Annotated in this window: 12 protein-coding genes; 7 read left to right on the top strand and 5 right to left on the bottom strand. The window is 51.2% G+C overall.

What is annotated here, in order from left to right:
* Positions 1 to 171 precede the first annotated feature (171 nt).
* Positions 172 to 1,395 (top strand): aminotransferase class I/II-fold pyridoxal phosphate-dependent enzyme, encoded by a 1,224-nt coding sequence (locus BLR64_RS02840; protein WP_090712002.1) that lies wholly within the window; start codon positions 172 to 174, stop codon positions 1,393 to 1,395.
* A 50-nt stretch (positions 1,396 to 1,445) separates the two neighbouring features.
* On the opposite strand, the gene BLR64_RS02835 is transcribed toward BLR64_RS02840, so the two are convergent.
* Both BLR64_RS02835 and BLR64_RS02830 read right to left on the bottom strand, forming a co-directional pair.
* Complete coding sequence (locus tag BLR64_RS02835; RefSeq protein ID WP_090711999.1) at positions 1,446 to 2,195, bottom strand: DUF4184 family protein; 750 nt, start codon at positions 2,193 to 2,195, stop codon at positions 1,446 to 1,448.
* Between the two features lie 27 nt (positions 2,196 to 2,222).
* Positions 2,223 to 3,578, bottom strand: coding sequence for an outer membrane protein assembly factor BamB family protein (locus BLR64_RS02830; protein WP_090711997.1), 1,356 nt, complete (start codon positions 3,576 to 3,578; stop codon positions 2,223 to 2,225).
* Positions 3,579 to 3,828: 250 nt separating this feature from the next.
* On the opposite strand from BLR64_RS02830, the gene BLR64_RS02825 reads away from it, so the two are divergent.
* A complete protein-coding gene (locus BLR64_RS02825; RefSeq protein WP_090711995.1) occupies positions 3,829 to 4,185 on the top strand; it encodes a hypothetical protein in 357 nt (118 codons plus the stop codon).
* A gap of 173 nt (positions 4,186 to 4,358) precedes the next feature.
* Here BLR64_RS02825 and BLR64_RS02820 read toward each other — a convergent pair whose 3' ends face one another.
* Positions 4,359 to 5,309: an alpha/beta hydrolase gene (locus BLR64_RS02820; RefSeq protein ID WP_090711993.1), complete on the bottom strand. Its 951-nt coding sequence runs from the start codon at positions 5,307 to 5,309 to the stop codon at positions 4,359 to 4,361.
* A 175-nt stretch (positions 5,310 to 5,484) separates the two neighbouring features.
* Here BLR64_RS02820 and BLR64_RS02815 point away from each other — a divergent pair, with 175 nt between their 5' ends.
* Positions 5,485 to 6,099, top strand: coding sequence for a hypothetical protein (locus tag BLR64_RS02815; protein ID WP_090711991.1), 615 nt, complete (start codon positions 5,485 to 5,487; stop codon positions 6,097 to 6,099).
* Positions 6,100 to 6,191: 92 nt separating this feature from the next.
* Here BLR64_RS02815 and BLR64_RS02810 read toward each other — a convergent pair whose 3' ends face one another.
* The gene (locus BLR64_RS02810) at positions 6,192 to 7,505 is read right to left on the bottom strand and encodes an amino acid permease (RefSeq protein WP_090711989.1); all 1,314 of its coding nucleotides are present in this window, start codon (positions 7,503 to 7,505) and stop codon (positions 6,192 to 6,194) included.
* Positions 7,506 to 7,624: 119 nt separating this feature from the next.
* Here BLR64_RS02810 and BLR64_RS02805 point away from each other — a divergent pair, with 119 nt between their 5' ends.
* The 3 genes from BLR64_RS02805 to BLR64_RS02795 all read left to right on the top strand — a co-directional run bounded on the left by BLR64_RS02805 (position 7,625) and on the right by BLR64_RS02795 (position 10,692).
* Positions 7,625 to 8,539 carry a LysR family transcriptional regulator gene (locus tag BLR64_RS02805; protein WP_090711987.1) on the top strand — a complete coding sequence of 305 codons (915 nt, stop codon included), beginning with the start codon at positions 7,625 to 7,627 and terminating at the stop codon, positions 8,537 to 8,539.
* Positions 8,536 to 9,450 (top strand): tyrosine-type recombinase/integrase, encoded by a 915-nt coding sequence (locus BLR64_RS02800; RefSeq protein ID WP_090711985.1) that lies wholly within the window; start codon positions 8,536 to 8,538, stop codon positions 9,448 to 9,450. The genes BLR64_RS02805 and BLR64_RS02800 overlap by 4 nt, the downstream gene beginning before the upstream one ends.
* A 270-nt stretch (positions 9,451 to 9,720) precedes the next feature.
* Entirely contained in the window at positions 9,721 to 10,692 is a 972-nt protein-coding gene (locus BLR64_RS02795) for a glycoside hydrolase family 113 (RefSeq protein WP_244157594.1), read from the top strand.
* A 228-nt stretch (positions 10,693 to 10,920) separates the two neighbouring features.
* Here BLR64_RS02795 and BLR64_RS02790 read toward each other — a convergent pair whose 3' ends face one another.
* On the bottom strand, positions 10,921 to 11,847 hold the full coding sequence (locus tag BLR64_RS02790; protein ID WP_068725145.1) for an L-lactate dehydrogenase: 927 nt from the start codon (positions 11,845 to 11,847) through the stop codon (positions 10,921 to 10,923).
* 231 nt (positions 11,848 to 12,078) lie between these two features.
* Here BLR64_RS02790 and bcaP point away from each other — a divergent pair, with 231 nt between their 5' ends.
* Complete coding sequence (gene bcaP / locus BLR64_RS02785; RefSeq protein WP_090711983.1) at positions 12,079 to 13,461, top strand: branched-chain amino acid transporter BcaP; 1,383 nt, start codon at positions 12,079 to 12,081, stop codon at positions 13,459 to 13,461.
* Positions 13,462 to 13,480 lie beyond the last annotated feature (19 nt).

Genomic DNA, 13,480 nt, shown 5'->3' with positions numbered 1-13,480 from the left:
ATAACATAAATTATACGCTGTTTTTATTTAAATTGATTTTACTAACCGTTCACGGACAAGATCCAGCTTAATTAAAGTGATTTTTTACCATTATCGACCAGTTACAATGCACTGCATCCGTATCTGCACCCCGCATGCTATAATGATTCAAAAACAGACAGGTGGAGAGATATGACAATCAACAATTCAGGCTCCGTCCAAAAGTGGAGATCGGACAAGCTTTCCCATTTAGGCTCATCCATTTTTGCAGAGGTGGCAGAATGGAAGGAGCAGGCACGAAAGTCCGGACTCGAGGTTATTGACCTTGGCATCGGCAGCCCCGACCAGGCACCGGCCCCGGAGATCCGTGAAGCATTGAGTGCTGCCGTGCTCCGTGACGACAGTTATTCTTACCCAGCATCGAAAGGAAGCGGAAAGTTCCGCGAACAGGCCGCAAAATGGATGAGCTGGCGGTTTGGCGTCGAAGTGGATCCGGAGGAGGAACTGGTGTCGCTAATGGGTTCCCAGGACGGGCTGGCGCATCTGGCCTTGGCCATATGCAATCCCGGGGATCTGGCGATTGTCCCTGACCCGGGGTATCCCATTTATTCAGGCTCACTCGCTATTGCCGGTGTGGAGGCCTGGCCGCTGCCGCTGCTTGCAGACAATGATTTCCTGCCTGATCTGGACAGCATTCCGGACGAGGTATGGCAAAAGGCTGTTTTTATCCTGCTTGCCTTCCCGGGGAATCCCATTTCGGTTACGGCGGACTATGCATACATGGAGAAGCTGGTAGGGCTGGCCCGGAAGTGGGAGGTGCTGATCATCCATGATCTGGCTTACTCAGAGATGGGCTTTGACGGTTACCGGCCTTTAAGTATTCTGCAGGTACCTGGAGCGATACATACAGCAGTGGAGTTTCACTCTTTTTCAAAAAGCTTTAATATGGCCGGCTGCCGCATCGGTTTCATGACAGGTAACCGTGAAGCGGTGGGCGCGCTCCGTGAACTCAAGAGCAATGTGGATTACGGTGTATTTAATCCGGTGCAGGAAGCGGCAGTTCTTGCCCTGAAGCTGGCGATGCAGGGGGATGGACGGCTGGAGGTTGCGCCGCTCTATGAACACAGACGGAATGTGTTCGTGCAGGCGCTGGCACAGGAAGGCTGGACTGTACCAAGCCCTAAGGCCACAATGTTTATCTGGGCGCCGCTTCCGGAGGATTATTGTGCCGGTCAGACGGGGCGGTCACGGCGGTTTGCACAGGAGCTGCTGCTTAAGACCGGGGTGGCGATTATCCCGGGGTATGCTTTTGGCGTACAGGGCGAAGGGTTTGTGCGGATTGCGCTGGTGGAGGATGAGACGAAGCTGGTGGAGGCGGCCCGGAGAATCGGCGGGTTTGTGCGGGCGTTAGATTAGAGGCAGCAGCAGAACAGGGCTTCCCTGGGGAAGTCCTGTTTGTGTTGGTTTTATGGGCTGCTGATCCGGTTCTCGCGGTATTTGGGAAACAAGCAGACACCGAGCAGACCCAGGCAGCAGGCATCAACGATCCTTACCACATGTACGCCATAGCTAGACAGGGACACTGGCGCAGTGAAATACCAGATACAAAGTATGAGGACAGCGGACAGGCAAACAGCGGACCAGAAAAGATATTTTTGCTTAACGGATTTACTGGAAGGCCCCTGCTTACCGGAACGGCTCCTGAGAACCAGATATCCGAGGATCAGACTAAGCCCGAATACTGTGCTGCCATGCTGAAGGAATTTGTATAAAGGGATATCATGACCGTACACGCTGAAGATGTGGTTAAACAATCCAGGAAATTTAGTCACCATAAGTCCCTGTTTGTGGGTGAAGGCATCCCAGGCCACATGCGTAAGCATGCCGAAGAGTGCTGAATAGATGAAAACGAATATCCGGGTTACAGGCCTTGCAGCTGTTCTATGTGTGTAAGTGTCTTGAAGAAAATGCGGCAGATGGCTCATTAAAGTCCGGTGTACAAAATAATGATAGATCAGACAGATGACAGCAACCAGCGGCAGATTGAACACAAGAAATCCGCTGAAGGTATGCCCAATCTCGGCGACAGGCCTGCCTCTGACAAAATACTCGAAATCCGGTGACATGCTTCCAAGCACCATGGCGGAAAAGTGTACATAAGTGCTTTTACGGGAAAAAGGTAAAATGATTGCCGGATGTGCAAAGGTTAAGGGCATAATCTTAGGCTCCTGGTTTCTTAAGTATTATAACAACGATTTGGGCATATCCAGTGCAAAGGTTTTGTTCTCAAAACGCACCAGCACGGTTGCTCCGGAGATGATGATATCGCCAAAATAAGTGTAGGTTAACCCGGTGTCTAATTTACCGGCTATGTCACCGGTACTGGCATCCATGATGATGAAGCTGCCGTTATTATAGCTGGCAAATACAGCATTTCCCCGCTTTTGAATCAGAGTCAGCTCCTTGGCTGGAGCTGCAAAGGTAACAGTGCGGTCATCCGCCAGATGAACACCGGTCAGGATATTATTTTGCTGGAAAAAGGCCATTCCGTCTGCAGGACCAGCTACCCATGCGCCGTAATCATCATAGGTTTTGACGTCTGAATCATTGGTTTGACCCAGGGTAAACCGGGTAAGATAGCTTTCTGCTTGATCCGGCTTGCCGTCAACCGTATATACATAGGGCTGCTCAATTAGAGCTAAGCTGCTTCCTATCATGCGTACATCCTCCAGCGGCTGAAGTTTTTCTTGCTCTTTCAGTTGTCCTGTTGCAGAATCCAACCTAACAAGGTTCAGGAGGTGACCGGATACCGTTGATTCCCCGGGGATGTATTGCTCAGCAGCCGTCTCGCGCAGTATCATGTTATCTTCATGTGCTGCAACAGGGCTTAAGATGCCTTCCGTGCGCCACAGCTGCTGTCCGGTCACCGGGTCCAGACCAAAGTATTGCGAGCGTATATTATCAATGGTGCTGGATACGATCAGAATCCCTTTATGCTCACCATGAATAGTGCCGGCATACATCGGAATCTCAGGATTGGACCACAGCTGCCTGCCTGTTTCAGGATCGTAGGCGGCTACACCGCCGCTTTCATTGGCAAACAGGATTGTATCACCGCTCAAGCGGGCGTGTCCGCCGATTTCTATAGGTTGCTTGGCAACTTGCGTGCTCCAGAGCTGCTTTCCTGTGTCCGCTGACAGCTTAACGAGGTGATCGCTGCCGCTTATAGTATAAATGGCGCTATCAGTGATGATTTCTGGCGTTCTGGCGTTCTCAAAGGTCCATGCGATTGTCCCGGAGGAAATGCTGACGGCGTTTAGAATATTATTGTGTGAATAGTAAAAAAAGCCGTTTGAGGCAGGCGGATCATCCGAGTACATGCCGCTGCCGTCAGTGTCAGCCTCCCATAAAACCTGAAGGGGTGTGACAGCTTCCGGAGACGGCTGTGGCGTTATTTTTACTGAAGTCGCTTCTTCTGTAACTTCATTCGGTTTCTGGGTGTTTTGGCTGGAATCTGTTTCATGCGCAGCGGTGACAAGACCATATGTAAGCAGGCCGGCGGCCAGCAGCAAAGCAAGCCCGAGAGTGGTTTTGGACACAGGGATCAACTCCTTGAAAGTATTATACTTTATTGACCCCCGGATCAGGCGATTAGTTGCTGATTGGTTATGAAAATAATATATTTATTGGAAAAGAAGTGCAAATGTTGATTTGAGAAAAACTGGAATTAGCCGTGAGATAGGATTTATTCAGTTAACAAGTTTACATAACAATATATATGTTACCTATATTCGGGTTTAGCCGATTTGGGTAATTAAAAAGCAACTACAACTTAGAGGAGGAACAATCATGGGATTTAATCTCGGAGGACTGGGCGATAAGGTTCAGGGTCTTATGAATACAGTCAAAGACGGTAACATTGGCGAGCTGCTGCAAAAGTTTCCGCTTGACCAGCTGCCGCTGGATCAGCTGTTACAAAAGCTGCCGGTCGACCAGCTGCTGTCCAGCTCGTTCCTGCAACAATTCACTCCGTTTCAGTCTCTGAAGGAGCTGCTGCAAAGCGGGGGTTTTTCAGGCTCCTCAGCGGAGGACCTGAAATCCCTGCCCCCGGATCAGCTGAATGAGCATGTGAATCAAACGACCTCGTTCGGTTCATTGAAGGATATGCTGGTGAAGGCAGCGGAGTTTTATGCCCAGAGAAAATAGCGGCAAAAAAAGTGGCAGGGGGGAGGTATTTCAATCCTCCTATATTCTCTATCAGGAAATAATAGCTAATAAATCACAAAAAGAGTATTAAAAATAATGCAACAAGCCCGCACGGATCATCTCCGGATGCGGGCTTGTTTCTGTTTCTGTATATGAATTCACAGTAAAAAGATTTAGTTCTTCAGCCAGGCAGTTGCCAGGAGCAAGGCACCCTTTTTCGCTTCGGTATCTGCCAGTGCATTCAGCATCACGAAGTCATGGATAATCCCCTGGAATCGTACAGCGGTAACGGGTACCCCGGCTTCGCGCAGCTTATTGGCATAAGCTTCGCCTTCATCGCGCAGGACGTCCGCTTCTCCGGTAATAATCAGCGCTTCCGGCAGACCGCTCAGCTGCTCCAGGCTGGCCCGGAGCGGAGAGGCGGTGATCTGCGCCCGTTCTTCGGGGTCAGTTGTATATTGATCCCAGAACCATTGCATGCCGGTCCGCTGCAGGAAATAGCCTTCTGCGAACAGATGATACGATTCCGTATCAAATGCTGCATCCGTTACCGGATAGAACAGCAGCTGCTTGGCAATCTTCGGTCCGCTGCGCTCCTTAGCCATCAGGGTAATGGCAGCTGTCATATTTCCGCCGACACTGTCACCGGCCACGGTCACATTCCCGCTGTCCAGCCCATTTTTACCGCCGTCCCTGGCAACCCATTCCAGAACGGCATAGATTTCTTCAATAGCGGTAGGGTATTTAGCTTCCGGGGACAGGCTGTATTCAGGAAAAACGATTGCAGCTTCAGCACCGACTGCAAGCTCGCGGATGAGCCGGTCATGGGTGTGGCTGTTGCCGAACACCCAGCCGGCGCCATGAATATAGAGGATGACCGGCAGATCGTCACCGACTCTGTTCAGCGGACGGATAATCCGCACCGGCACACTACCGCCGGGACCGCCAGGGACGGTAAGATCCTGAATGTCAACCGCGGGTTTATCTATTTCGCCGGACTGAACACTGTTTACTGTTTCCCGGCCCTTTTCCGGACCAAGGTCAGGCAGAAAAGGTGGCTCCGAATTATCGTTCGCAAATTGCAGGGCAGCTGGCTCTAGTACGATTTTGTTATAATCAGACATATGTTTATCTCTCCTTTGCGTGATGAATATTAGGTATTCTCTTCTCCATCCATAACCCGCTGCGAACAGTCTGAAACGATTCACACGTGCAGGAAACGTAAAAGGGATGTTAAGGAAATGATAAAAAGCAACTTTTTACCAAGTTATCCGTCTATACAGGTGTGAGGTGAATATTGTGAAAATAGATCTGAAATTAACTTATATTGTACTGCTCGTAATGATGCTCTCTGCTTGCAGCCGGCATAACACTGCAGATAATCCAATACATAGCACGCCGTCACCAGAGCCTAAGCAGACAGTAGTACCTAAGCAGACAGTAGAACCGAAACAGACAGCTGAACCCGCTGCGCCGGCTAAACCAGCGGGTACGTCTGCTGTTGAGACAGCGACCCAAGCAGATAGGCCCTACAGGGCAAAGCCGCCGTTACCTGTAATAACGGCTGGAGCTGCGGAAATTCCGGCTGTACAGGCCAGCTATTGCTGGGATTATCTGGGCTGTGCAGATACTGCCATTGGTGAGATGATGTATGACGGCCAGACACTGACCGTTGTTCAGCCGGGTGAAAGAATCGATACCGTCCTGAATTATGAGCCGCAGCCGTCAAGTGTTATAGTAACACCAGTCGTAGATGAACATGCATATGATCCGGTTCCTTTAACTGATGGAGGGTTTACAGCACCTGAAGAGAAAGGCGTTTACTACTTTATGTATTTTGCTAATTGGACCACCGAAGACGGTGTGCATACTTTGAATCAGACCTCGGCGGTGTTTGCTTTTGAAGTTAGATAGCTTGGAACGAATATTAAAAGGCCGCGATTCCTTATAGATTAAGGGATTTCGCGGCCTGTTTCGTGTGACAAATGCACACATACACATTTGGATTAAATCACATTCGACTTATTCTGTTGAGGTTCTTTCTCCTGAAGATCAGGCATAGAGCTCCGGCTGTTCCGAAGCCAGACAACAGCGGTAAAGCATGCGACTATCACAACCGGGTAGCCAATTGCCCAGCCGGTAAACGGAAATACGGCCACAGTCGCGGTAAAAGAAATCCAGCTGATTATTACGCCCATCCGGCTGCCTTTCAGCAGCCGGATGCCTGCGGCACAGCCTCCGATATAGGTCAGAATAAAGGTGGCGTTCGGAAACTGGATCAGGGTGGTGATGGACAGCAGGCCGCTTCCATAAAGGAATAGCACCAGTGCATAGCAGCCCATTAGGAACATTGTGGCACCCGATGGGGTCTGAAACCGTGCCGTCAGGCGGCTCATCCACCGGGGGGCATAGCCCTGACGGGCTAAAGCAAAAGCCACGCGCGAAGCGGCACTGGTGTAAGCGATGATGGTGGCAGTACAGATGAACATACCGGTAAGCCCCGCGATAAATCCGCCCCATGCTCCCAGCGGCTGGCTGATGATCCATACCAGTGAGGAGTCGGCGCCGCCGCGCAGATAGCTCTGTGTGCCGACTGTCGCCAGCGCAGACAGGAAATACAAAAACCCTACAATAACCGCGGCAATGGTGACCCCTTTAATTGCCGCCCGCTGCGGGTCTTTAAATTCTTCAGACAGATGGGACACCGCTTCCCAGCCGATAAAGCACCAGAACAGAATTGCCGCGGCCTGCCCGATGCTGGTCCAGCCGTGAGGCATAAACGGGGTGAAATGTGCACTCTCCATCCGGGGAAGCGCTGCGGCGAATGAGAAGACCAGCACGGAGACAATTGCGATCACAACGGCGATTTGCACTTTGCCGGCGACCTGCATCCCGATCCAGTTCGTGATCAGTCCAATTGCCAGCATAGCGGAGGCAAGGGCGATTCTTGCCCCGTCACCCCAGCCCATGGCGGCAGTCATATAGCCTGCTCCCGTCAAGGCAGCAACCGGTCCGCCGATCGGGACGGACATCAGGAAGAACCAGCCGACCATTGCCCCGGCCCGTGGCCCGAAAGCAAGAGTGACGAAATGAGAGACTCCGCCGGCGTTTGGATACTTGGCCGACAGCAGTCCCATCGACAACGCCAGCGGAAGAATGAGCAGGGTCATGAAGCCCCAGGCCAGCAGGGATGCCGGTCCGGCCATTTCAGCCGCCAGGCCGGGCACGATCAGTACCCCTGATCCGAGCACGGCTCCAATATAGAGGGCAATGGCCTGCGGCATGCCGATATTTCGTTGTAAGGAATGATTTTGCTTCATCTAAATGTCCCGCTTTCCTTGTATTTATGTATAGAGTATCAGATAATAGATCCATTGGAAAAACGGAATTATCGAATACCATCCATTCGAAATACCGATAGGAGGCCGGTAAGCGGATTATGGAATCCCGTCATTTATTTACTTTCCTGGTTGTCGTCGAAGCTGGCAGCTTTACAAGAGCCGCCCAGAAGCTGGACTATGCGCAATCAAGCATAACAGCGCAGATTCAGGCGCTGGAAACCGAGCTCGGCCAGCCTTTATTTGACCGGATCGGCAAAAAAATTATTCTGACCGATGCCGGGCGCCGCCTGCTGCCCTATGCCCAGGAAATCTCCCGGATGCATGCCCTGGCCCAGGATGCGCTGCGCTCCGAAACAGAGCTGTCAGGCGTACTGCGCATTGGTGCACCGGAATCGCTGGCAGCCTTTCGCCTGCCGGGGATCATCAAGGAATTCCGCGGCAGGCATCCGAAGGTGCAGATTACCCTCAAGCCGGGAGCCTGCTGGGAGTTAACTGAGTTCGTCCGGACCGGCGAGCTTGATCTTGCCTTTCTGCTCCAGCCCGAAACAGAATATAAGGACTTAATCTGCGAAACGCTGATTCATGAAGCTATGACCCTGGTTGCGCCGCTCGATCATCCGCTTGTACGTCTGAAGGAGGTTGTGCCGCTTGATCTCAAGGATCATACGATCCTGCATACAGAGACAGGCTGTACCTACCGTACATTATTTGAGCGTCATCTCAACAGCCATGGGGTTTTTCCTGATCCCAACCTGGAATTCTGGAGCATCGAAGCGATTAAGCAGTGTGTGATGTCCGGTCTGGGCATATCCTTCCTGCCGCTGATCACGGTCCGAAACGAGCTGGCAGAAGGCAAGCTGGCGCGGCTTAACTGGAATGATGAGTCCCAGCGGGTAGCTACACAAATCGTTTACCATAACAAAAAGTGGATGTCACCTGCACTGCAGCAGTTTTTGCAGATGGTTCAGAACCATGCAGCCAATTGGCGCAATAACGGAGGTGAGCAGCAGTGACTGAATACGAAAATGATTATGAAGAGGAGCTGGAGGCTTTCCTGATCTGGATGAAGGATGCCGGATTTACGGCATACACCCAGAAATCCTATCTGGCGGATGTTCGGGAGTTTCTGAACGGACTTAACGGCAAGCGGCTGGAGTCCGTCAAAAAGCTGCATGTGGTCTCTTATTTGACCTCCGTGCGTGAACGGGGGGTCAGTGATTCGACGCGTAACCGCAAGCATGCCTCTATTAACTGCCTGTTCCGGGCCCTGATGGAGCTCGAGCTGCTGACGGTTAATCCGGCTGCAGGCATCAAAAAATCCAAAACCGAAAAAAACCGTGAGCCGGTTTATCTGGATGAAGGTGATCTGCAGCAGTTTTTGTCAGCGGTCAGCGGTAAGTACCGCAGCCGAAATCTGGCTGTCTTCCTATTAATGTCGTATATGGGGCTGCGGGTAGGGGAAGTGCACACGCTCAATCTTAATGATTACAGCCCTGACCGCCGCTCGCTCCGTGTGTTTGGTAAAGGGCGCAAATGGCGGAATGTCCCTGTTCCGGATGCTGTCGCACCTTATCTGGAGGAGGCGATTGCCGGGCGTTTGTCACCGTGGCGAAGTAAGGAGGAAGCGATGTTTATCTCGCAAAAAGGCCGGAGGCTATCGATCCGCGGGATTCAGGGCATTGCAGCCGGTACCTTTGAACGTTTCCAGCAGAATGTGCCCGAGGCACACCGCCGGCCGTATTCCAGCCATAAGCTGCGTCATTCCTTCGCTACTATGCTGCTGCGCAAGGGAGCGGATTTGCGCACAGTACAGGAGCTGCTGGGTCATTCTTCGATTCAGACAACGACTGTCTATACGCATATTACGAGCCGGGAGAAGGAAGAGGCGATGGCTAAACTTGAGATCAGCATGCCGGAAAAGTAAGCCGCAGTTAGAGAGTGACTGAATTCCTAATCATACAAGGCAGAATACAGCTTTTTTTCGCTATAACCCTAATTTTTATCAGCCGGAGGACGTGTATGTCCACGGTTTTTTTGCGTTCCTACAGCATAAGTGTTTGTTAGTATAAAGTTTTCTTTAATTATAACTTGTTATTATTTTGTTTTTCAATTATCCTAACAAAAGATAGACAGTAATTATAAATGTTATACAGCGGAGAGAAGCTGATGACTTTATCAATGGGAGGATACAGCGGTGAACGAAACATTTTTTAAAGGAATGACTTATGGCTGGGAATCAACCAGAGGGGCGTACAGACAGCCCTATGCCGAGGATTCTCTTAGAAAGCTGGCGGAAACGGGAAGTGAATGGATTGCGCTTTCCTTTTGGACATGGCAGGATACGGTGCATTCTACAGAGATTTATTTTGACTACGGATATACGATGACCGACCGTGATATTGAGCATACCGTGAAGCTTGCCAAGCAGCTGGGGCTGAAGGTCTGCCTTAAACCTGTGGTTAATTCAAGAGACGGGATCTGGCGGGCACGGATCGGCTTTCCTGAGGATGGCGACATTTACTGGGCGGCCTGGTTCAAATCCTATACGAACTTTATTAAGCATTATGCTGAGCTGGCGGAGGAGCTGGAGTGCGAGCTGTTCTGCATCGGCTGTGAGATGGTGGCTACAGAGTCGCGGGAGACAGAATGGCGTAATCTGATCAGTGAGGTCAAAAGCCTATACACCGGACCGATCGTATACAATGCCAATCACGGAAAAGAGGAAGGGATCGAATGGCTTGATGAGGTGGATTATATCGGAACAAGCGCCTATTATCCGGTAGCCTCAGTTCCGGGGGATACCTTCGAGAACATGCGGGCCTCCTGGGAGCGGCAGAAGCCGCGGCTTAAGGCACTGTCTGACCGGTTCGGCAAGCCGCTGGTCTTTATTGAAATCGGCTGCCGCAGTGCGCTCGGCTGTGCAACCATGCCTTGGGATTTCTCGCATAAGGAGCTTCCCGTTTCCCAGCAGGAGCAGGCGAATTTCTACCGTTCGGCGCTGGAGACCTTCTGGGACGAAGCCTGGTTTGCCGGTTTCTTCTGGTGGGACTGGAGCACCAAGCTGTATCCTGCAGAAGAAGCTGCTGCCAACGTCGGATTTGACATTTACGGCAAAGAAGCGGAACAGGTATTAAGAGACTATTATATGCGTCCTGTACTCCGGTAAACTGGGAATCGCAACCATGATATTAATATCATTGTCACGCAAAAATGTTTCATGTTATATTAACAAAATGACATGGTAAGTAAACTCCGTCCTTTGGCCGCGGCGATTCGCGATGCCCGCTGAAGGACGGATTCTGTTGTGTGCGGGGCTGCATACAACAAGGGCTATCTTCCGGTCCGAGTAATGCGACCGGGAGATAGCCCTTTGTTAATAACCGGGGATATTAACTTACAGCTCAAGCTTGGAAATCTCTGATTTCAGCTTGTCCGCAGATTTCTGGAACAAGGCCTGTTCCTCCTCATTGAGCGGCAGGTCCAGAACTTCGCGTACGCCGGAGCGGTCGACGACACAAGGCGCACCGAGGAACACATCGGAAACTCCATTGTAATTGTTAAGCAGGGTCGAGACGTTGAGCACAGCGCCTTCGTTATCAAGAATGGAAACGACAATCCGGTCCAGCGCCAGCGCAATCGCGTAGGACGTGGAACCTTTGGCGTCTATAATTTCATAGGCGGCATTTTTGGTGTCTTCAAAAATATCCTGACGTTCAGCTTCATCGAAGCCCAGATCGGTTCCGGCAATATTGGCAAGACTCCAGACCGGCAGCTCGGAATCCCCGTGCTCGCCGATAATCTGTCCGTGAATGCTGCGCGGATCGATTTCCTTATGCTTCCCGATCAGGTAACGGAACCGTGCGCTGTCCAGTACTGTACCCGAACCGATGACGCGTCTGCGGTCAAAGCCGCTGATCTTCAGGGTGGCATAAGCCAGAATGTCCACCGGATTCGTGGCAATCAGCAGGATGGCATGATGATTGTATTTGGTGATTTTTTGGATGATGTCTTTGAAAATGGAGATGTTCTTGCGCAGCAGGTCGATCCGGGTTTCACCCGGCTTCTGCGATGCCCCGGCGGTTACGATAATGATATCCGCTTCCCGGCAATCTTCATAGGTTCCTGCCCATAACTTCACGCCGCCGACAAACGGCATGCCGTGATTCATGTCCAGCGCTTCACCAAGCGCTTTCTGATGATTGACATCTATTAGTACTAATTCTTGCATACGTCTGCGAAGCAGCAGGGTATAGGCAGTTGTTGTTCCTACTGCACCGGTGCCGATGACTACGACACGATTGGGCTTAAATGGGGGGGCCATTGATACATCTCCTCCGAAATTCGAATTTTTTGTGTCCAATCTTAACCATCATAATCGTTAAATGTAGTGTTTTCAAGCATCCTGTTTTTAATCCATTACCCCGGAAGCGGGCATGCTAACAACAACTTTTGGCAGAAATGAGTCTGCTGTCCGGCTGAGGCTTAAGTATTGGCCTGCTGACCGCTCGTCACTGAGCTTTCATCATTATTATTGACAGGAGAGAAAAGAAGTATGGATTTATTCCGCAAGAAACCGCTGGCGGCACCCCTGAGTGACGATGCCGGCAAGCTAAGCAAAACCCTGGGAGCCCTTGATCTAACTGCCCTTGGGGTCGGTGCGATTATCGGTACCGGTATTTTTGTTATGACAGGGGTTGCTGCCGCAGAGCATGCCGGTCCAGCACTGGTGCTTTCCTTTGTGCTCGCGGGAATCGCCTGCGTGCTGTCCGCACTTTGCTATTCAGAGTTCGCTTCTACACTTCCTGTATCAGGGAGTGCCTATGCTTACAGCTATGTTGCATTTGGAGAGCTTCTGGCCTGGATTCTCGGCTGGGATCTGGTGCTTGAGTACGGGGTCGCGGCGGCAGCGGTCAGCAGTGGCTGGTCCGGTTATTTTCAGGGGCTGCTTGACGGCTTCGGAATCCATTTGCCCACGGCGCTGTCCGGGGCTTATAATGCGGACAAAGGAACTTTTATCAACCTGCCCGCCGTTATTATTATCCTGCTGATTTCCTATTTGCTGACCCGCGGCGTCAAAGAAACGGCACGGTTCAATGCCATTATGGTTGTGGTGAAGCTGTCTGTAGTCCTGCTGTTCATTTTTACCGGCATATTCTATGTTAAACCGGAGAACTGGACGCCTTTTCTGCCATTTGGCTTCCACGGGGTAGTCAACGGGGCGGCAACCGTATTTTTTGCCTACATCGGCTTTGATGCCCTATCGACTGCTGCTGAGGAGGTTAAGCGCCCGCAGCGCGATTTGCCGATCGGGATTATTTCATCTCTGGCTATCTGTACAGTCCTTTATATTTCAGTATCGCTTGTGCTGACCGGTATTGTGCCTTATCAGAATCTCAATGTCAGCGATCCGGTATCCTTTGCTCTGCGTTTTGTCGATCAAAACATGATCGCCGGCCTTATCTCTGTCGGAGCCATAGCAGGGATGACTACCGTTCTGCTGGTTTTGCTGTTCGGACAGACCCGTCTGCTGTTCGCCATTTCACGGGACGGACTGCTTCCTGAAGGCCTGGCCAAAGTTAATTCCAAAACACAGACCCCGGTGCGGAGCACCTGGATGGTCGGCGGAATCATTGCCGTGTTCAGTGGCTTTGTCCCGCTGGACCGCCTGGCCGATTTGACAAGCATAGGTACACTGTTCGCATTCCTCGTCGTCTCATTGGGGGTTATTGTGATGCGCCGTACGCATCCTGATCTGAAGCGGGGGTTCAGAGTGCCTTGGGTACCGGTCATTCCGCTGTTAAGTGCGGCGGCCTGCGGGTATTTGATGTATAATCTTGGCAGGGAAACCTGGACCGGCTTCTTCATCTGGCTGATCCTCGGAATTATGATCTACTGGCTGTACGGATACAAAAACAGTAAACTGTATAAGAAATAAGCTTTACGAAAGGAGAGAG

The organism is Paenibacillus typhae (assembly GCF_900099765.1).
Taxonomy (GTDB): Bacteria; Bacillota; Bacilli; order Paenibacillales; family Paenibacillaceae; genus Paenibacillus_AQ; species Paenibacillus_AQ typhae.
Note: the sequence above shows the minus strand (reverse complement) of the source record. Positions and strands in the feature narration are given on the sequence as shown.